The sequence below is a fragment of the Rossellomorea yichunensis genome (genome assembly GCF_032337515.1).
Lineage (GTDB): Bacteria > Bacillota > Bacilli > Bacillales > Bacillaceae_B > Rossellomorea > Rossellomorea yichunensis.
Genome location: NZ_JAVYAD010000007.1, coordinates 119,941 through 138,907, shown reverse-complemented (window position 1 = coordinate 138,907; position 18,967 = coordinate 119,941). Strand labels below are relative to the sequence as shown.

Annotated in this window: 20 protein-coding genes; 13 read left to right on the top strand and 7 right to left on the bottom strand. The window is 42.1% G+C overall.

The features are described 5' to 3' along the window. The first annotated feature begins 35 nt into the window (after positions 1 to 35). The 4 genes from RSX31_RS18980 to RSX31_RS18965 all read left to right on the top strand — a co-directional run bounded on the left by RSX31_RS18980 (position 36) and on the right by RSX31_RS18965 (position 4,311). Complete coding sequence (locus RSX31_RS18980; protein WP_315635671.1) at positions 36 to 470, top strand: SRPBCC family protein; 435 nt, start codon at positions 36 to 38, stop codon at positions 468 to 470. Positions 471 to 1,173: 703 nt separating this feature from the next. Continuing rightward, positions 1,174 to 2,040, top strand: coding sequence for a DMT family transporter (locus RSX31_RS18975; RefSeq protein WP_315635670.1), 867 nt, complete (start codon positions 1,174 to 1,176; stop codon positions 2,038 to 2,040). Positions 2,041 to 2,157: 117 nt separating this feature from the next. Next, positions 2,158 to 3,249, top strand: a complete 1,092-nt coding sequence (locus tag RSX31_RS18970) for a serine hydrolase (protein ID WP_315635669.1) — start codon at positions 2,158 to 2,160, stop codon at positions 3,247 to 3,249. A gap of 39 nt (positions 3,250 to 3,288) precedes the next feature. Continuing rightward, positions 3,289 to 4,311: a hypothetical protein gene (locus tag RSX31_RS18965; RefSeq protein ID WP_315635668.1), complete on the top strand. Its 1,023-nt coding sequence runs from the start codon at positions 3,289 to 3,291 to the stop codon at positions 4,309 to 4,311. A gap of 44 nt (positions 4,312 to 4,355) precedes the next feature. On the opposite strand, the gene RSX31_RS18960 is transcribed toward RSX31_RS18965, so the two are convergent. The 4 genes from RSX31_RS18960 to RSX31_RS18945 all read right to left on the bottom strand — a co-directional run bounded on the left by RSX31_RS18960 (position 4,356) and on the right by RSX31_RS18945 (position 8,160). Continuing rightward, complete coding sequence (locus RSX31_RS18960) at positions 4,356 to 5,009, bottom strand: ABC transporter ATP-binding protein (protein WP_148968014.1); 654 nt, start codon at positions 5,007 to 5,009, stop codon at positions 4,356 to 4,358. Position 5,010: 1 nt separating this feature from the next. Further along, positions 5,011 to 6,048, bottom strand: coding sequence for an ABC transporter permease (locus RSX31_RS18955; protein ID WP_315635667.1), 1,038 nt, complete (start codon positions 6,046 to 6,048; stop codon positions 5,011 to 5,013). Positions 6,049 to 6,120: 72 nt separating this feature from the next. Next, on the bottom strand, positions 6,121 to 7,491 hold the full coding sequence (locus tag RSX31_RS18950; protein WP_315635666.1) for a sensor histidine kinase: 1,371 nt from the start codon (positions 7,489 to 7,491) through the stop codon (positions 6,121 to 6,123). Then, complete coding sequence (locus tag RSX31_RS18945; RefSeq protein ID WP_315635665.1) at positions 7,492 to 8,160, bottom strand: response regulator transcription factor; 669 nt, start codon at positions 8,158 to 8,160, stop codon at positions 7,492 to 7,494. A 184-nt stretch (positions 8,161 to 8,344) separates the two neighbouring features. On the opposite strand from RSX31_RS18945, the gene RSX31_RS18940 reads away from it, so the two are divergent. From RSX31_RS18940 to RSX31_RS18920, 5 genes are all read left to right on the top strand, one after another. Continuing rightward, a complete protein-coding gene (locus RSX31_RS18940; RefSeq protein ID WP_315635664.1) occupies positions 8,345 to 9,031 on the top strand; it encodes a sigma factor-like helix-turn-helix DNA-binding protein in 687 nt (228 codons plus the stop codon). Between the two features lie 3 nt (positions 9,032 to 9,034). Continuing rightward, complete coding sequence (gene clpP / locus RSX31_RS18935; protein ID WP_315635663.1) at positions 9,035 to 9,634, top strand: ATP-dependent Clp endopeptidase proteolytic subunit ClpP; 600 nt, start codon at positions 9,035 to 9,037, stop codon at positions 9,632 to 9,634. A 241-nt stretch (positions 9,635 to 9,875) separates the two neighbouring features. Beyond that, entirely contained in the window at positions 9,876 to 10,934 is a 1,059-nt protein-coding gene (locus RSX31_RS18930) for a C45 family peptidase (protein ID WP_315635662.1), read from the top strand. 222 nt (positions 10,935 to 11,156) lie between these two features. Next, positions 11,157 to 11,726 (top strand): helix-turn-helix domain-containing protein, encoded by a 570-nt coding sequence (locus RSX31_RS18925; protein ID WP_397541176.1) that lies wholly within the window; start codon positions 11,157 to 11,159, stop codon positions 11,724 to 11,726. 40 nt (positions 11,727 to 11,766) lie between these two features. Then, a complete protein-coding gene (locus RSX31_RS18920; protein ID WP_148994396.1) occupies positions 11,767 to 13,014 on the top strand; it encodes an ATP-binding protein in 1,248 nt (415 codons plus the stop codon). A gap of 47 nt (positions 13,015 to 13,061) precedes the next feature. Here RSX31_RS18920 and RSX31_RS18915 read toward each other — a convergent pair whose 3' ends face one another. Further along, positions 13,062 to 13,736, bottom strand: coding sequence for an NAD(P)H-dependent oxidoreductase (locus tag RSX31_RS18915; RefSeq protein ID WP_148968023.1), 675 nt, complete (start codon positions 13,734 to 13,736; stop codon positions 13,062 to 13,064). Between the two features lie 209 nt (positions 13,737 to 13,945). Then, entirely contained in the window at positions 13,946 to 14,905 is a 960-nt protein-coding gene (locus RSX31_RS18910; protein WP_148994394.1) for a sodium:calcium antiporter, read from the bottom strand. A 230-nt stretch (positions 14,906 to 15,135) separates the two neighbouring features. Between RSX31_RS18910 and RSX31_RS18905 the strand changes: the two genes are divergently transcribed. The 3 genes from RSX31_RS18905 (at position 15,136) to RSX31_RS18895 (ending at position 17,386) form a co-directional block, all read left to right on the top strand. Further along, the gene (locus tag RSX31_RS18905; RefSeq protein ID WP_148994393.1) at positions 15,136 to 15,693 is read left to right on the top strand and encodes a GNAT family N-acetyltransferase; all 558 of its coding nucleotides are present in this window, start codon (positions 15,136 to 15,138) and stop codon (positions 15,691 to 15,693) included. Between the two features lie 43 nt (positions 15,694 to 15,736). Next, on the top strand, positions 15,737 to 16,342 hold the full coding sequence (locus RSX31_RS18900; RefSeq protein WP_315635661.1) for a methyltransferase: 606 nt from the start codon (positions 15,737 to 15,739) through the stop codon (positions 16,340 to 16,342). A 126-nt stretch (positions 16,343 to 16,468) separates the two neighbouring features. Beyond that, on the top strand, positions 16,469 to 17,386 hold the full coding sequence (locus RSX31_RS18895; protein WP_315635660.1) for a ketopantoate reductase family protein: 918 nt from the start codon (positions 16,469 to 16,471) through the stop codon (positions 17,384 to 17,386). A gap of 183 nt (positions 17,387 to 17,569) precedes the next feature. Here the strand turns inward: RSX31_RS18895 and RSX31_RS18890 are convergent, their stop codons facing one another. After that, positions 17,570 to 18,142 carry a biotin transporter BioY gene (locus tag RSX31_RS18890; RefSeq protein ID WP_397548110.1) on the bottom strand — a complete coding sequence of 191 codons (573 nt, stop codon included), beginning with the start codon at positions 18,140 to 18,142 and terminating at the stop codon, positions 17,570 to 17,572. Positions 18,143 to 18,236: 94 nt separating this feature from the next. Here RSX31_RS18890 and bioD point away from each other — a divergent pair, with 94 nt between their 5' ends. Then, entirely contained in the window at positions 18,237 to 18,962 is a 726-nt protein-coding gene (bioD, locus tag RSX31_RS18885) for a dethiobiotin synthase (RefSeq protein ID WP_315635658.1), read from the top strand. Positions 18,963 to 18,967 lie beyond the last annotated feature (5 nt).

The following is an 18,967-nucleotide window of genomic DNA, read 5'->3' as shown; positions in this document are numbered from 1 at the left end:
TCTCATGCTTTATGAAGTTAAAGGAGATAAAGAAAATGGTAGATGTTTTTACAGATATCACGATTCGCTGTCCACATCAAAAGGTATCAGAATATGCAGCTAACCCTGATAACGCACCAGAGTGGTACGTCAATATTGATTCAGCCGAATGGTTAACGAATCAGCCCTTGTCCATTCATTCCCAAATCGCATTTAAAGCAAAATTTTTAGGCCGGGAACTATCCTATGTATATGAAATAAAAGAGTACTCACCAGGGGAAAAGCTTGTCATGAAAACAGCGAACGGCCCGTTCCCTATGGAAACGACCTATACGTGGGAAGCGATTGATGACCAGCTGACAAGGATGACCCTTCAAAACAAAGGGAATCCCACTGGTTTCTCAAAATGGATGACTCCACTTATGTCCACCATGATGAAAAAAGCGAATAAGAAGGATTTAAAGAGAATTAAGGAAATACTGGAGAATTAAGAGAAGGAAAAAAATCGCTCTTTTCGTAAAGATTGTTGTTTTTAACATTAGTTCTGCAAGGCTCTGTCAATTAGTGTGTGCTGGATGGTGAGGGGAACTGATCCGCTTGCAGCTAGCGTTCGGCCGAGCCTCCTCAGCTTAGCCGAACGGGGTCTCGGCACGCCCAAAATCCGCCGGAGTCTGCGCAGTTCCCCTCACCATCTTTAATAAGATCTTTGTGACAGAGCTTCAAGGTGTACCAGAAAACAAAATAACTAGAAAAAATAATTCTGCTTCATTAAGACAATGAATCTCTACTTACCTTATATGAGATTGTTTGCTAAAAAGCTTGTTTAAATTGTTTTTGATTAAGGATTCATGCTCAGAAAGTTGATTGGAGAGGAAGGATGATCGACTCCTGCGGGAATAGCTGGTCAGGTGAGACCCCGGAGGCGCAGCCGAGGAGGCTCACCGCCAGCCCCGCGGAAAGCGAGCATCCTGTAGCGGAAATCAACTATTACTTTCGTGTCTACAATAGCAACAAACTTTACGAAAAGAGCCAAAAAAATTCAATGATCGAACAATAGACACTCTCTCTATTTAGGGATGAGTGTATTTTCTCATGTATAGGGAGTAAAAAAACTCAAGCTGAATTCCTCCAACAATCACAGTGAATTTGTTACACTATTTAAGTTGCTAAATCGTTCAATCATTGGAGGAAGTCATGTCAAATCGAAATAAAGGAATACTCCTATTACTTCTATCAGCGTTTGGTTTCTCCCTTATGGCGGCGTTCGTGAAGCTGTCAGGAGATGTGCCGACGATTCAAAAAACATTTTTCAGGAACATCGTTTCTGCATTTATCGCATTCGGTTTTGTCCGTTATCATAAGGAGCGCTTATTCGGGAAGAAAGAAAATCAGAAGCTGCTGATGCTGCGCTCCAGTTTAGGTGCTGTCGGGATTGTCTTGTTCTTCTATGCGATTGATCATCTGGTGTTATCCGATGCCGATATGTTAAACAAGCTCAGTCCGTTTCTGACCATCATCTTCTCGGCTATTTTCCTGAAGGAACGAACGAAGGTGTTTCAAGTGGTGGCGATCATCATTGCATTCATCGGAACACTGTTCATCATCAAACCGGCGTTCTCCTTTGATGTTATTCCATATTTGGCAGGAGTATTTTCCGCTATTTTCGCAGCAGGGGCATATACGGTCCTTCGTGTGTTGGGAAGCAGGGAGAAATTCTATACGGTAGTCTTTTACTTTTCATTCTTTACGACTGTCGTACTTATTCCGTTCGTGATCGCTTTTTATGAACCGATGAGCGCTCAGCAGTGGATTTATCTATTATCCGCCGGCGTATTCGCGACAGTTGGTCAGTTCGGAATTACGATGGCCTACAAGTTCGCACCTGCAAGGGAAATATCAATTTTCTTCTATTCAACCGTCGTGTATTCTGCCATGATTAGCATCTTCTTATTCGGGCAGATTCCAGACGTATTAAGCATCATCGGATACGTCATAATCTTTGCTGCTTCACTTTATATGTTTTTGAAAAATAATCAAGCAGCCAAAAGGCAGGAAGCATAATCGAAAAGCACCCATCCATCAATATGTGGATGGGTATTTTTTTATGGAGGTGAAATGAAACATTTTCCATTTTTTATTCGTAGATAAACTATAAAGTTTGTGACAGGAGTGAATGGGATGAAGATTGTTTTCATTATCGTTGGTGTCTGTTTTGTCATTGGAATCGGTGTAATCGTTGCAGGGAGATACTATTTAACCAAAGAAGATCCAGGATATCTATTAAAATACCTAAAGAACCACAATAATAGCAGCCTAACTGTATCAAGGAACGGACAGACCCTAACCGCTATCAGGGAAAATGAAATGTTCCCGTTAGCAAGTACGGTGAAAATCATAATCGCAATTGAGTACGCCAAACAGTGTGATGAAGGAAAATTAGATCCGTCAAAAAAGGTATCATTAAAAGAATTAGATCAGTATTATATTCCTGATACAGACGGTGGAGCACATGAAACCTGGATTGATTACTCCAAAGAAGAAGGAGTGATTCTAGACGGGTCATCAACCCTGGAAAACGTCGTGAAAGGGATGATTTTATTCAGCTCCAATGCTAACACAGAATATATGATGAACCTTCTGGGAATTGACAACATCAATAAAGTGCGGGAAGAGATGGAAATGGAACAGCATGATCCTTTGTTCCCAATCAGTTCATCCATGCTGATCCCTACTTATATAAAAAATAAGTTTCCTGCTTATTCAGAAAAACAGATAGAAAGCAAACTGAGAGACATGTCTAAAGAAGAATACATCGAGCTTTCCCATCTTATTTTCACTTCATTGATAAAAGGCAAAAAGCACATATATATTGAAAGTATACACACCAACAAGTCCCTGCAGAAAATGTGGTCAGACAGACTGACGAAAAGTACGACGGCCGAATATGCGGAGATCATGAGGAAACTGAATTCAAAGACGTATTTTTCAGAAGGAACACAGGAAAGATTGGATGCGGTGATGGAAGGAATGATGGAGAACCCTAAGAATCAGGAATGGTTAAAGCATGCTGGGCAAAAAGGCGGATCTACTTTATTCGTTGCCACAAATGCTGCGTACGCAACCGATAGAGATGGAAACTCGACGGAGATTGTCTTTTTTGCCAATGATCTCGAGGAAGTGGAACGTCAAAAGATCTTAAACAATTTAAACGGTTTTAATTTGAAAATTTTGAGAGATGAGGATTTCAGAAAAAAGCTGAAAGAGCTATAATGTAAGTATATGGAATAAATGTTGGGGAGGGGAGTTTTCATGGTACTGCGCAAAACGAAATTAGCCAAATGGGCAATCGCCCTGTTAGGTGTCGTTCTCCTTAGTAATCTTTTATTTTACCAACCGATAGTTCAACGATTTCTATCGATAGAATTGGAGAGGGGAGTAGTCATAGGATCTCTGCTGGATTTAATGATTGTATTCCCGGCCCTGGCCTATGCCGCATTTAAACTGTCGAAGAAACATGTCGTTGGATTGATGGTATTCGGCCTTGTGTTAGCCAGATTCATCATTCCTGAAGAATTATTTGAACCGTTCACTATCCTTCTATATTCCGGGATAGGTTTGGAAGTATTATTCCTGGCAGCAGAGTTGGGACTTATCTTCCTCGCAATTCGAAAATATCCCGAGATTCGATCGGCCATGAGATCATCCGGAGTAGGACCGATCTTTTCTTTCCTGCCGGCAGTAGAGAAGAAAGCGAGCAGCCACATTCTGATTCGGATCCTTTCCTCAGAAGTGTTAATGGCTTACTATGCCCTATTGTGCTGGCGCCGAAAACCGCCTGTCCATGCCGGTGTTGTAACAATGCATCATAAGACCAGTGCCGTCGCCATGAACATCATGCTCATCCATGCCGTCGTGATCGAGACGATAGGTATCCACTGGTGGCTTCATTCCAAGCTGCCGATTCTGTCTTTCATTCTTTTGATTCTGAACGTTTATACCGTTCTATTGTTTATAGCTGAAATTCAGATTACCAGACTGCATCCACTGGAAGTGAAAACTGGTCATCTTTATGTGACGCAAGGATTGATGCAACGAATAGGCTTGCCTCTTAATCAAATTGAACAAATCGAATGGGGTAGGGAACCTGGCAAAGAAGCACTCGTTTTCATGCAAAAAGATTTTGAAGAGATTCAGTCACAAGTCGTTCTATTTTTGAAAGAACCAGTGGAAGCAACGATGTTTATGGGGAGAAAGCAAAAGGTCTCTGAGATTGCTCTAAGGGTGGATGAGCCGGAGAGGTTGAAGGAATTGTTGGAGGTAAGGAATTCATGAAAAAAAGTGCCTGACTTTTAATAAAGCCAGGCACTCCGCATCGGTCACGTCATCCGATACACCCAATCACAATGCCCGATCATCATTTCATCATGTGTCACCATGATGGTGGCGATATTTCTTTCCTTTGTTTCCGTGGCTAGAAGCTCCACTACGGATTTGCCGCGAGCTTGGTCCAGGCTTGCAGTAGGTTCATCTGCAAGGATCAATCTGGGTTCATTCATGAGGGCACGGGCGATGGCAACCCGCTGCTGCTCCCCGCCTGACAGCTGTTCAGGATAATGGGACCTGCGTTCAGCCAATCCGAGATGAGACAATAATTCCCCTGCCCGTTTCCGAAGAACGTCCCCCTGTTTGTTCAGCTTTCCTACAAATACTAATTGCTCTTCCACCGTTAAAAAAGGAACCAGGTTTGATTGTTGAAAGATAAAGCCGATTTCTTTGAGTCGGAGGGATGTTTGTTCTTTCTCACTTAAATTGTGGACGTTTCGCCCGTTCATTTTCACTTCACCACTGGATGGACTGGTTAAGGCTCCTATGATGGAGAGAAGCGTACTTTTTCCTGATCCGGAAGGTCCTAATATGGCACCGAACTCACCTGGATTTACCCTCATGGATACATGGTCCAATACCGTCAGCTTTTCATTTCCCTGTACATATGTTTTGCTCACATCATGTAACTCTAAAATGGCTGTCATCTTATTTCACACTCCCGATTGCTTGTAATGGATCCACAGTCACAATGCTTCTAAAGGATAAAAGGGAACCGATCCACGCCATCAGTAGAATTAATGCACTGTTGAATAGAATCATGGTGACCGATAATTCAAAAGGTATGCCTGCCGGAATCACTAATGTAAGTCCATATGTAACGACATTCCCTGCAACGATGCCTGCGATGGTAAGGGTGGAAATTTGCGCGAATAGTGAACGGAGAAGAATGCCCGCTTTCGTCCCGATCGCTTTTAAAACACCGTATTGGTGAAGCTTTTGCAGGGTCATGACATAAAAGAAGGTGGCTAGGACAATCGCTGATATGATGAGGAGAAAGATCACCATCATATTCAGTGAACCTTGCTCTGCAGAATAGCCGGGCACATTGGATAGAATCTCTTCTTTAGACACGGTATCCATTTCTGAAGGCGTGTTTATCGTTCCTTCATTAGTAAATAGAATGGCTTGGTAAGTGAGCGAATCTACAAAAAGATCTTCCCATGTTTCTAAAGATGTAAAAATGGCCGGCGTGTGGCCGTAGCTGAATCGTTTTTCAGTAAATCCCTTGATCATCCACTTTTTGTCGTCGTAGGTGAATGAATCCCCAATCTCCAACCCTTCTTCCTTCAAGCCCGGATCAGCAAGAACTTCATAGGGAGCAAGCTTCGGGTGATCTTCTGTCGTTGGCATAAAAGTACTATCTCGGTCAGCGGCAAATAGGCTTACATTCACGGTCTTGCCTCCCAGATTGATCTCTACCATTTTCAATCCAAGAGGAGATCCCCCTTTTATCGAAGAAATATCTTGTTTTGTTAACTGTGATCGTTCAAGCTGATGAGTGTCGCCCGCTTCCACAACATAGGTATCAGCAGGCATATTCTTTATAGCCGAAGCGTTATCCACCGATAATCCATTGGCGAGTCCTGAGATTGATAGGACTAGGCTTGTGATTAATGTGATGATGCCAATAATTAATAAAAACTTTACCTTCGCATAACGCATTTCTTTCCAAGCTAGAAACAAAAAAATCACCTTCCCTTTCATTACTTCTCCTTCATGATAAAAGAGAAGTATGAACGGAAGATGAACATAGGATTAAGGAAGAGTCACCGTAAAGGTGGTTCCTTTATTGGTCCTGCTCTCAACATGGATTTCACCTTGGTGAAGGGTAATGATCTTTTTGACAATGGAAAGGCCAAGGCCGCTGCTATCCTTTTCTTTACTCCGTGAAGGATCCGCTTTGTAAAAACGTTGAAATATCTTTACCTGGTGCTCAGGATGAATTCCGATTCCGCTGTCTTGAATAATAAACTTGAACCCCCTCTGGTGTTTGTGAAGGAACAGGTTGATTTCGCCACCTGGGGGAGTGTATTTGATACTATTTGCCAACAGGTTTTCAAATGCCTGATAGAGCAACTCTTCGTGTCCGTTATAGGTTACATCATCGGCTACGATGGACACAGCGAGGTCTTTTTTTTCCCACAGCCATCGTGTCTGTTTCATGAGACCATGGAGCAATTGAGTCACGTTAATGGGTTCATGTTGAATCAATCCATTATCCTTATCGAGAGAAGCGAGGGTCAGCAGCTGCTTACTCAGCTTCGACAGCCGGTTGCTTTCTGATTCTATCACCTTTAAATAGTGTTCCCGATCCTCTTCTGACAAGGTAGGGGTGAGGAGCAGATTGGCATAGCCCTTCATGGAGGATAGTGGCGTTTGGATTTCATGGGATACATTTGAAACGAACTCCTGTCGCATATTCTCCACCTGCATCAGTTGTCTGCTCATGGATGTAAAGGAACGGGCAAGGGTGCCGATTTCGTCCTTGCGACTTTCATTCAATTGAAGCAAATACTCACCACCGGCAATTTTCTTCGTGGCATTCGTCAGTTCACGAATCGGTTTCACAAGATAGCGGGTACTGAAGAATACAATCAGCATGCTGAGTAGTATCGTAAAAAGAAGCAGGACAGATAGAAGAATATGAATTTCATTAAACTGTTGTTTCACATTGGGTCTCATGAACAGAGCATGGGGTTTTCCGTCGATTTCAATGGAAACACCGATGCTATTGGTTAATTCATTGGAGAAAAATCCAGTCACAAATGTGGTAGAGGGATAATTCGCAATTCCATGGTAAGTGGATCCGTTCACAACACTTTCTACAATTTCTGGAGAAAGGCTGCGATCGCGAAAGTCCTCTCCGTAGAATGTTCCGGAAGCTTTGCCATCGGTTACATAAAATTGATAGCTGAGCTTCGCCGTTTTTTGAAAAAAAGCAGGAGCATCCATTGAAGCTGCATTATATAGATCAACGATGTCTTTTGCGATTTTAGTATTTTTTTCATCATTGGCAGGCTTTAAAATATGCTGATAGTAAAGATTCGAACCGATGAAAGCAATGACACTGCTAGCCATCATGATAAGAAGGGTGACGACAACAATCCGGACATACAGCGAGCGCATTCAGGTCACCTCCAATTTATAGCCGATTCCACGGACAGTAGTGATCAAGAAATCATCGGAATGACGGAAACGTTCACGAAGTCTTTTAATATGGACATCAATTGTTCGGTCATCTCCTTCAAAATCCATTCCCCATACATGTTGAATGATCTCTTCCCGTGAAAAGGTTCTGTTAGGGAAGCTCGCTAAATAATATAATAATTCAAATTCCTTAAGAGGAAGAATGATTGTTTTTGATCCGTCCTTCACTTCGTAGGATCGTTTATCAAGAATCATTTCATTGAGACAGATTTTCTGGGGAGCGGCAAGGTGAAATCTCCTCAGGATCGCTTGTACTCGAAAGAGGAGCTCTTCCTTTTCAAAGGGCTTTACCATGTAATCATCGGTTCCGGCTTCATAGCCTTTTGCTTTATCGGTAAGACTGTCCTTGGCGGTCAAAATTATAATCGGGATATCGTAGTTTTCCCTGATTTCCTTCGCCAATTGAAACCCATCCTTATTCGGCATCATCAAATCGACAATCGCCAAGTCTATCGACTGTGCTTCAAGAATGACAGAAGCTGCGTCCCCGTCTTGTGCTTCAGTAACCAAAAAGCCATTCTGCTCTAAATGAACACGTATAAGCTTACGTAAATGGGGATCGTCATCCACGACAAGTATTGAAATCATCACTAATCCTCTTTTCCGTCACCTGTTTTTATGAATCAACTTTAGCACAACTCACGCTGCATAAACCAATTTATGACCCATTTCAGTCCTGTTGGATATAATATAGTTAAAAATATCTTTCACCCATATCTTTTTCACCAATTCATCCGTTATAAGTATGAGAGGATTCAAAGGAGTGAGGACGATGCAAACGAGGTCTGGCTTAAAAATGAATGAAGGACAGCCAAATGATGAAGTTATGGAAGAGCTTGTTGCCAAGCTCTATCGATACTGCTATTTTCTGACGAAGAGCAAATGGGACGGTGAAGACTTGGCTCAAGAGGCCATCTGTAAGGCACTGAGTCATTACCCTGCTCAACAGTGGAGGTCATCTTTACTTAATAAAATCGCTTATCATCTATGGGTGGATAAAGTGCGCAAACAGAGTAAGGAATCGGTTGGCGGAGTCCCGGAAGTGAAGGCTGAAGACCTTCCTAAAGAGGGGATCAGTCTTGAAACCATGGAGAAGCTTTCGAGAAAGATGACCCCAAAACAGTTAGTCACTTTTGTTTTGAAAGAGGCGTTTCAGTACAAGATTTCTGAAGTGGCAGATGTTCTGGGAATGACGGAAACCGCTGTGAAAGCCTTGCTGAATCGATCGAGGGAAAAGCTGAAAAAATTCTCCGATGATGGAGACGGAAGCGGGGTTCAAACCTACTGGAGTGAAACTCTTCAGGAGGAGTTGAACGCGATTTTATACCGCAGCCTAATGGCACAGGATCCCGGTCTCCTTTTGGCATACATTCCAATCCTGCTTGCACACGCTCCTGCCCAAGGCCGATTTGTTAGAACGTCTGGCTCTCCTTCAAGCGTCCTCTCACTAGCTGCATAACGAATGAAGGAGGAAGTAAGGATGAATACCATACCTTATGTCATTGAACAGTCAAGCAAAGGGGAACGATCCTACGATATTTACTCACGATTGTTAAAAGACCGGATCATCATGGTGAGTGATGAAGTGAATGACCAGATGGCAAACAGCATTGTCGCACAATTGTTATTCCTTGCTGCAGACGATCCGGAGAAAGACATTTCCTTATATATCAATAGCCCGGGTGGCTCCACTTCAGCAGGGTTCGCCATCTTTGATACGATGAACTATATAAGTCCCGACGTTCGAACGATCTGCACCGGAATGGCGGCTTCTTTTGGAGCGATGCTGCTGCTTGCAGGAACAAAAGGGAAGCGCTTTGCCCTTCCAAACAGTGAAATTATGATACATCAGCCTTTAGGTGGTGCCCGTGGGCAGGCGACAGACCTGGAAATTTCAGCGAAACGGATCCTGAAATTAAGACAGCACATCAACGAAATCATTGCTGAAAAAACGGGCCGGCCTGTTGAAAAAGTTGCACTTGATACCGATCGTGATTATTTCATGAGTGCGTATGAGGCCAAGGAATATGGGATTATTGATGAGATTATTGAAAAGAAGTGATGGAAGGAGGAACGGTCGTTGAACCGTTCCTTTTTATGTTTTTGGGAGGAGGGGCAGTGCCAGGCAAAAGGTGATTGTATCAGGTACAAACCAAACCTTAACCGATGTGCATTTCCAGCTTATTAAGGGGTATGGTATTTCACAAGTTGAAAGACGGATTTGCCAGGATTCCGATTCTTTATTTTTCCCTTCCTTTCTATTATCCTTAGAGAAAACAGTCTTATAAAAAAGAGGGACAATCATGAAAACAATACATAGCGATGTGATTCAATTCCGTGGATCTCATTACGATTTTGGATATATGCAAGGGTTAAGGATAAAGGATTCGATCACGGTGAGAAATCGAGAGAAGCAATGGATGGTGAGAAAGCCCCGATTCTCTATAAACATAGAGGAAGCGAAGCGCGCGATCCTGAGATTTGCTCCGGGTGTTTGGGATGAGCTTATCGGATTACAGGAAGCGCTAGGGTGGCCGGTGGAGAGAGTGCTGCAGGAGTTTGGCGGATACCGCGTTGAATATACGAAGTCGGGCTGCTCGATTATGACAGGTGAAAATTATTTGATCAGAAATTACGATTATCATCCGAAGACGTATGAGGGGAGGTATACGTTTTTCCAACCGATGGATGGCGGGTATAGTATCATCGGACCGAGTCAGAGGGTAACGGGACGGATGGACGGTATGAATGAGAAAGGGTTGGCGATTGGATATAACTTCATGCATCGGAAAAACCCAGGGGATGGTTTCATTTGCTGTATGATAGGGCGATTGATTCTGGAATCATGTGGAGATGTTTCGGAAGCCGTTGGGATGCTGAAAGAAATTCCTCACAGGCACTCGTTTAGTTATGTGGTGTATGACAGAAGTGGTGAAACGTTTATTGTTGAAACGTCTCCTCGTGGCGTGGAGATTCGCCAGTCAAATGCGTGTACGAATCATTTTGAAGTGATGACTCAAGAAAATCGCAATCATCTGGTCGATTCGAAACGCCGATTGAGTATCATTCAAGATAAGCAGGCTACCGATGCCCATGAAGCTTTCCGCTTAATGAATGACACGGATAAAGGCGTATTTTCTGATTTATATGGAAGCTGGGCCGGCACCATCCATACATCGGCCTATTTTCCCAAAGAAATGAAAGCATGGTTTGCCCTGGGGGGAGATCGGGAACCGGTTGTGTTTGATTTTTCCCAGTGGCTTGGGGGAGAAAATGTTTCTCTTAATCAGATTAAGGGAGAAATTGATACAGATATTCCGTTTGTTCATATGGATGAGGGAGCGGATTGGTTTAGTAAATGATAGTAGAACCTGGGGAGTATTCCCAAGGTTCTTTTTTTGATAGATTTAGAGTGCTGAGGCATTCTTCCATTTTACTAGAAAATATTTTCTGATTTTTCCTTAATTATGGGCCTTTTAGTCGGTTTTACGTATTTTTGCAATAGTGACAAAATAGTCACATAGTTTTTGAAATTAGAATCAGTATAATAGAACTAGAAAGGTTGCTTTACAGGAGGGATGCGAGTGAGTCAGCAGAAAAGAAATTGGCTTGAAAGATTAAGGAAAATCAAAGGATATAGCCAAGAAGAGATTGCACAACTAGTTCACATCGACAGATCCTATTATTCAAAGATTGAAAATGGTGTGAGAGTACCAAGTAGGAAGCTGGCAGAGGACTTGGCCAATCTACTGAACTTTCATGTTTCCATCTTCGAATTGGAGGTAAGTCCATTTTATTTTGCCCTGCAAGATTCCCCGATGATTGTTGCCCATTTTGATCTAGAGCTCAGGTATACTTGGATTTTTAATCCCCACCCGGATTTCGATCCTGTTTTCGTGATTGGCAGAAGCGATGTGGAGCTAGAAGATAATGATGGAACCAGAGAGCTAATGAGAATAAAGCAAGAGGTCATCAAACAACGTAAATCGATTAGAAAAAAAATCTCCTTTCCCCTATCAGATAGTACTTATGAGTATGATGTTACTTGTCATCCATTATTTAATGAGAAGGGTGAATTGATTGGGGGAAGCTCTGCCTCCACTCAATTATTAAAGGAAGAGGTAACGAATTGTAGTCAAAAAATTCACTCCTGACCGGTAATTTTGATAGAAATGAGATAGGGGGTGTTTTCATATGATTGATTCTGCTTTAACGAACTTATTATTAAACTTTTTATTTATTATCGTAGGACTACTAGCCTTTGCATTGTATTTTGATTTCAAAAAGAAGACCCCTTCAAAAGGTATCGTCATAATTCTTTCAACCTTTACGATACTGTTATGTGTGTTGTTTAGTTACAAGCTTACGGCCGGAGTTTATGTGGATTTAAGAAGGATTCCTTTTTTCTTGGCAAGTTTATATTTTGGTCCACTAGTTTCCTTCGTTTTAATGTTGGTCATCATTTTATTACGATATTTGTTCATCGGTAGTGGACTTATCCACCTTGTCATTCTGAATTATTTTATTACGTTTTTAATTTTGGCAGCGTTTTCTAGTGGGTTTCTAAGTGCTAAGAAAAAAGTGAAAATGCTTTTCACTGTAGTGATATGTTTTATCATGACTGTATTCAATTTGGTGTTTGGATATGTTTATGAAGCTGAAATCTCGAGGAACGAATACATATATCTTGTGCTCATTCCTCTAGCCGCAACCATTATCTCAGTTATGATTGCTGAGATGATCCGAAAGCTAATCATAATGAGAAGAACATTGTCTCAACACGAAAAGCTTCAGGTTGTAAGTCAATTAGCGGCCAGTATTTCCCATGAGGTGCGAAATCCTTTAACTTCCTCCAAAGGATTCCTGCAGCTGGTGCGTGAGGAAAAAGATGAAGAACTTCAAAAGCAGTTTATTGATTTATCCTTGAAAGGAATTGATCAAGCTACTCACGTCATAGAAGACTATCTGACTTTTACCAACTCAACACCTGATAAAATAGAGCGTATCAATGTAAAACATTCGATTGTGGAACTAATAGAGATGGTGGAGCCATTGGCTCAACATGTTTCATTCAGCCATCAACTCATTGATGATATATATGTAGAAGGCCAGGCCCATAGTTTTCGGAAATGTATCGGGAATATTATGAATAACGCCATAGAATCCATGCCACAAGGCGGGAAGCTTTCTGTAGAGATGATCGTGAATGAAAACCTTATTATTGCCGTAACTGATTCAGGATTGGGGATGACCAAGGAGCAGATCCAACGTTTTGGAGAACCTTTTTTTACGACGAAAGACGAAGGAACTGGTTTAGGGGTAATGGCGGCAAACATTATTGTTCATTCTATGAAGGGTAATATTCAAGTGAAAAGTGAATTGAATAGAGGGACGACGGTTTATATAGAATTGCATAAATCTTTAAATCTAGATGCTGGGTAAATGTGAAGAAAAGGAATCCGGCAGATAATCCGGATTCCTTTTTTTCATTAAACAAACTTTACGATATCCTCATAAGGCCGACGCGTTTTCGGTGCCGGATCCTTCACCCGGTAACCGAATGCAACCATGACGGAAATGCTGAAACGACCATCTTCCAACAATTCTTCCTCATCTAAAAGCTTATTCATCTTTTCGATGTCAAAGCCTTCGATTGGACACGAGTCGACACCGATTTGAGCGGCTGCTGTCATCATATTCCCAAGGGCTAAATAGGTTTGCTTACCGGCCCAATCGTATAGGGGACGATTGCCGTCGAGTAAATCGAAATCAACCTTTTGGAACTGCTCGATCTTTTCTAAGTATTTTGCCATATGATCTTCCGGCAGGTTTTTCACGTTTTTAAAATGATCCTGTAAGTATTGTGAATCGTATTTCGTATCTTTTTTCGTTCTGGCCAGGATCACGACGAAATGACTGGCTTCAGGCAGTTTTCCGTATGCTCCCCAAGCTGTGTTTTTAATTTTTTCCCTAAGTTCAGGATTTTGAATCACGACGAATCTCCAAGGCTCGAAGCCAAATGAGCTTGGCGACAAACGACCTGTTTCCATAATGAATTGGAAATCCTCATCGGATACTTTCTTGTTTGGGTCGAATTCCTTTGTTGCATGTCTGAAATGGTAAGCATCTAAAATGTCTTGCTTTACTTGTTCTTTACCAGCCATTGAACATTCACTCCTTATCCATTGATTCAATCATGTTTAATTTATCATAAGTGAAGAGGGGAATCATGTGATGTGCCTGAACAATATTGTTTTGGTTGGAATTTTGGGAAAATTGAAACATACTGCCTATCGGTCGCGTAGATGAGGGAAGAGAACTATAGAGAGGCTTATTAATAGGTAAAGGCGTGCCTGGGCACGCCTTTTGATGTTTAAAATAATACATACGATACGACAATATACAAAACGGTTATAATAAAGGATGGAGCCATGTATCTCCACTTATTCAGAACATTGGCTGGCCGCAAAAGCAAGTATACGATGACGAGTGTCATCAATAATCCCAGTCCTGCGATAAAGATATGGGAAGTGTCGACTGCTTCAAGTATGGCACCTTTTCGGTAAAGCACATCGGTCAGGACGAGCAATTGTATGTTAAACAGATTGCTTCCTAGAATAGAGCCGATCGCCATATTGTAGTTTGCCAGTTTAAAAGCAGCAAGGACCGTCACGAGTTCAGGCAGGGAAGTGGAGGCAGCGATGAGAAAGCTCCCAACAAAGCTTGCGTTCAAGCCCGTTGCCTTTGCCAATTGGTCACCTGCAATCGATAACACACTTCCTGATGCAAATACGACCAGGGCAGCAATGATAAAACCGATGACAGCTGTTTTGAGGGAATAATCCTTTGTAGGTATGGATTCTCCTTCAGTATCATCGCTGGAAACGAATTTCATCGCAACGAAGTATAGGATAATGATGATGAACATCTCAAGCCCAACACCAAAAAATTCAATGGAACCCGGCATGTAAAGGGCGAAAATAATGATCGTGAGAAACAGGAATCCAAATAGGGCAGAAGGAATATTTGCCTTCCTGTTCACCTTTTGGAACAATCTTCTTTTACGATAAATCAGATCGACCACTGCCAGGATAAAAAGATTGAACACATTACTACCGAGCATGTTCCCTACGGCAATATCAGGGTTATCGATATAGACCGCCGTTAAGCTCGTTGTTAATTCAGGGAGTGACGTTGCCCCTGCAATGAGGAATGTCCCTACGACAGCCCCACTTAATGAAGACTTCTTACTGATGACATCTCCGAACTGATTCAGGTAAATAGCGGCCGCAACCACGATGGCTGCAGCTAGTAAAAAAACAATGTAAACCATATAATCTCCTCCAAGCCAGCGCATACAAAAAAGACCCCGGCACAAATTTTTGTACCAAGGTCTTGCGTGCTGAAGAATGAGCTAAAGCCTGATGAACCAGGTATTTTCATACCGGGATGACGATTCATCAGCCGATTACCGGTCGCTACTCCCCTTGTTACTATTAATGTATTAGGATTTTGAAGGTTTGTCAACGAAAGTGCTTATATTATTTATGAGGAGGCGAACGTATGAAAGTGGAAAGGGAATATCAAGTGAAACAAATAGTTGATTATGATATCAAAGGAAAAATGAAAGCTGAAATACAAGAATTATTAACTGAATGTTTTGGAGATGGCTATCCTGATGATAGAATTTACTTTAAACAGATTCCTCATTTCAGGTATCTCGTCCATAACGAAGATCAACGTTTAGTGGGGCATGTCGGGGTGGATTACCGAGTCATGAAATTGGAAGGTGAGCCTATAAATGTATTGGGGATAATCGATTTGTGCGTTTCAAAGGGTAGTCGCTCCCTGGGAATCGGATCACAGCTTCTCTTCGAATTAGAAAGGTTCTGTGATGGCCGAAACATCGATTTCCTTCTTTTGTTTGCCGATGATCCATCCTTATATGAAAAAAATGGCTTCCAATCGGTGTCCAACCAATGCACGTGGATGAAGATCAACGACCAAAATCAGACCACCCGGGGCATCGGCACCGAAACCATAAACGAACTCATGATCAAACGAGTAGGTACCAAAAAATGGTCAAGCGGCCAACTGGACATGCTTGGTTACCTCTATTAAAATTTGAGGTCCAAGAGGGACGGACCTTCAAAAAGGAGTATGTATGAAGGAAGAGTATTATGATGAATTATTAGGTGTTCGTACGAGTGAGTTGCAGATGGGGTTTCACCGGGCTTTTCATTATCATCGGTACGAGCCGACTCCGTATCAGGCATTGGATGAATTATTCCGACATTATACATTGAATGGCAGTGATCGTGTGGTCGATTTCGGTTGTGGAAAAGGACGATTGAATTTCTTAATTCACCACCTATTTCAATCCACCGTTGTTGGCATTGAAATGAATGAAGAATTTTATGAAGAAGCCGTGGCGAACCGGGAAAGCTATTTAAAAAAGGCGAAAGCCAGTGATAATCTCTACTTTTATCACTGCCTGGCAGAAGAGTATACGATCCATCCAAAGGATAACCGTTTTTACTTTTTCAATCCGTTCTCTGTTCAAATTTTCATGAGGATTGTCAATAACATCCTCTTTTCAGTGGAACAATCACCACGTGATATCGAGATCGTGTTGTATTATAGCTCGGATGATTATGTGCATTATTTAGAAAATCACCCCCTTTTCGTTTTGCGGAAAGAGGTGAATTTGTCAGGGGATTATGAAAAGGATGAGTATGAGCGATTTTTGGTGTACGGGTTGATGTATTGAATGGGGTGTCTCCTGACTATCATTGGGGGCACCTCATTTTTCTATAAAGCCAATATTTTTGATTTATGCGCTTTCATATCGGAGAATAGTGACATGATGTGTGAAAAGTAAAAGGAGGCGGATGGAATGAGAATACTAGTTGTTGGTGCAGGTGCCGTTGGTGGCTACTTCGGTGGTAGATTGGTAGAGAAAGGCGAGGATGTTACGTTTCTCGTCCGTGAGAGAAGAGAGCAGCAGCTGAAAGAGCATGGATTGAAAATTGAAAGTGTACATGGTGATTTTCACTGCGAGCCGAAAACGGTGAGATCTGGAGAAAAAGCAGAGCCTTTTGACGCTATCATCCTTTCGACCAAGGCCTATCATCTTATGGGAGCAATCGAGAGCCTTCACTCCTTCGTAGGTGAAAATACGATGATACTTCCACTTTTAAACGGAATGTCTCACGTAGACGATCTTATAGAAGCATTCGGGGAAGAAAGAGTGATAGGCGGTTTATGCTTTGTGGAGTCCACGCTTGGCGAAACAGGGAAGGTCATTCAATCGAGTCCCATTCATGATCTCGTCTTTGGTGAAAGAAGCGGTGAGCGGACGGATAGAATCGTGAAGCTTGATGAGGCATTTTCAGGAACGAAGGCTAACTTTCGATTATCGGACACCATCGAACAGGATATGTGGCATAAGTATTTATTTATCACCACTCTTTCAGGTGTAACATCCTTATTCCGGGCACCGATCGGACCGATTCGGGAAATAGCAGAGGGTGCCGATAGGATCAAAGGGGTCCTTTATGAAGCCGCAGCGATTATGAGAAGATTGAAAGCTCCACTTGCTGAAAAGATAGAAGAAGTTCAATACGATAAGATCAATCAAATGGGGTATAGCATGAAGTCATCCTTACAAAGGGATATGGAAAAGAGTCTCTCTGTAGAAGCAGATCATTTATACGGTTATTTATTGAAGGCTGCTGAATCAGAAGGGATAGAAGCGAGTGAGTTGCGTTTGATTTATGGGAATTTGAAGATTTATGAGACAATGAGTAAATAAAGAAGGAAGACATCTGATACCTGTTTAAGGTGTCGGGTGTTTTTTTGTGGAATGGAGTTGGTTTTATGGGGGATTCGGTTGTAAAATAAACGCTGTAAATCAGCTGCTGAATATTGGGTGAAAATCAGCAGCTGAATCCAATCCCTCAGCTGCCAATCTATACAAATTTGCTGCACCATCCTCTTATTTATGAAAAGAAGGACTCATATTCCTCGACGGTACCACCTTATACAATCGCTGAAGAACCACCATGGAAACAGCCGTCACTGCTACATCCAGTGGCAGATACGCAACCATCCATCCCCAGGCAACCGTGTAACTGAATTCGCCAGGTGCTTCCGCCCAAAATGTTAGGGCAAGATACATGAAATTCGTTCCGATTATGTAATTTAACAATAAAGCCAGAATTCCAGCAGTGAGATATCCTCCAAATGTGCGATTCCTTTCCAAAATGATTCCCACGGCGAACGCAACCGCGATAAAGGATAGAATAAATCCAAAGGTAGGACTGAGCAGGCTTGACGGTCCTCCTTTAAATTGTGCAAACACAGGTGCCCCTACTAATCCGAGAGCTAAATATACCGTCATTGCCTTCGCTCCCACCCTGCTTCCGAGCATTCCACCTGCAATGATGGCAAACATCAACTGAAGGGTGACCGGAACTCCTCCGATCATTAGAAACGGAGACACATTCGCTCCCACTGCCATTAAAGCAGCAAAAAGGCCACATAAGACCATTTCTCTAGTTTTTCCCATTTCCATTTTCTCCTCCTTAAAACTGTGGTATGATTGTTATTATCTTAAATGTTAACCTATTTGTAAATAAGGTTAACATAAAAGGAGGGAAATGATGAAAGGGTTTTTCATTACCGGCACAGATACGGATATCGGAAAAACGATAACAACTGGATTGTTAACAAAGTACTTCTTGGAAAAGGGCATTGATGCATTCCCCTATAAGCCAGTGCAAAGTGGAGCTGTCTTGAAAAAAGATAGACTAGTAGCCCCCGATACTGAATTTTATGAAAAGGTCACTAATCGTTCTTTTGGAAAAAATGCGAATACATATTTATTAAAAACGCCAAGCTCTCCTCATCTGGCAGCTGCATTAGACGGTGTTTCGATTGAATTGAAGCCAATTTTAGAACAAGTGGAGAAATTACAAGGCATTCACGAACTTTTACTGATTGAAGGAGCGGGAGGACTGATTGTCCCGTTAAACGAAGAAGCAACCATTCTTGATTTAATCGAACGAGTGTCATTGCCTGTCATTCTTGTCGCGCGGGCTGGTCTTGGCACAATTAATCATACGGTCCTGTCTGTGATGGCATTGAAACAACGGAGTATTAATATCGCAGGCATCATCCTGAATCAGACATCCAGTGATGAAATGCCGGAGATCGAGCGGGACAACAAACGAATGATCGAAACATTAACCGGTGAAAAGGTAATTGGTGTGCTGGCTAATATATCGCAGGATTCTTTTGCAACAGTCGATGTAGGTGAATTATTTAAGAATTGGAAACTTGAAGAGTCAGAGGAGGATATACAGAGTGAATCAACAACAGCTTATTGAAAAAA